Source organism: Enterococcus camelliae (assembly GCF_042685105.1).
GTDB lineage: Bacteria > Bacillota > Bacilli > Lactobacillales > Enterococcaceae > Enterococcus_G > Enterococcus_G camelliae.
The window spans coordinates 144,597-145,291 of record NZ_JBHUMO010000056.1; the positions used below are offsets into that span (position 1 = coordinate 144,597).

The following is a 695-nucleotide window of genomic DNA, read 5'->3' on the forward strand; positions in this document are numbered from 1 at the left end:
GAAATTGTTTATTAAGTACACTAATTAATGGTTAATTAACTCATGGATAACGAATACAGACATTCAAAAACAACTGTATCGTTACTCAATTACCATTTTGTTTTTTGTCCTAGATATCGTCGGAAAATATTTGTCAATTCCGAAGTAGACGCTAGTTTCAAAACGTTTGTTCATTCAATTTGCGAAGAGAATGAGTGGACAGTCATTGCGTTAGAAACAGATACAGACCATTGTCATCTTTTTATAAATGTTCAACCAACTTATGCACCAGCAGATATCATGAAGGTGATTAAAGGTAGAACATCTAGAGAGCTACGACAATCGTTTGAACACTTAAGTAAAATGCCAAGTGTTTGGACACGGTCTTACTTTGTTTCAACAGCAGGAAATGTTTCTAGCGAAACGATAAAACGATATGTAGAAAGCCAAAGAACAATATATTGAGTTTACGTTAAGGAGGTGTGCAGAAATGAAAAAAGCCCATAAAATCAGAATCTATCCTAATTCAAAACAGGAACTTCAATTTCAAAAAACTTTTGGTTGTGTTCGGTTCTATTGGAATTTTTTATTAAATCAACGAGTTGCAAACTATAAAATGAAAAAAGAAAATCCTGAATATGTTGAAAACAAATTGACCTATGCTGGATTAAAAAAACAAGAAGAATTTGCTTGGTTAAAAGAAGTTGAAGCACAAC

Annotated in this window: 2 protein-coding genes; both read left to right on the forward strand. The window is 32.4% G+C overall.

All coding sequences use genetic code 11. The features are described from left to right. Positions 1-42 precede the first annotated feature (42 nt). Positions 43-444 (forward strand): IS200/IS605 family transposase, encoded by a 402-nt coding sequence (gene tnpA / locus ACFSR0_RS09695; protein WP_379982279.1) that lies wholly within the window; start codon positions 43-45, stop codon positions 442-444. Between the two features lie 25 nt (positions 445-469). Beyond that, on the forward strand, positions 470-695 hold a 226-nt coding region (locus tag ACFSR0_RS09700; protein ID WP_379982281.1), incomplete at its 3' end, for a helix-turn-helix domain-containing protein.

Excerpts from the sequence above, each read along its gene's own strand:
- tnpA (WP_379982279.1), top strand. The coding sequence starts at position 43 with ATGGATAACGAATACAGACATTCAAAAACAACTGTATCGTTACTCAAT.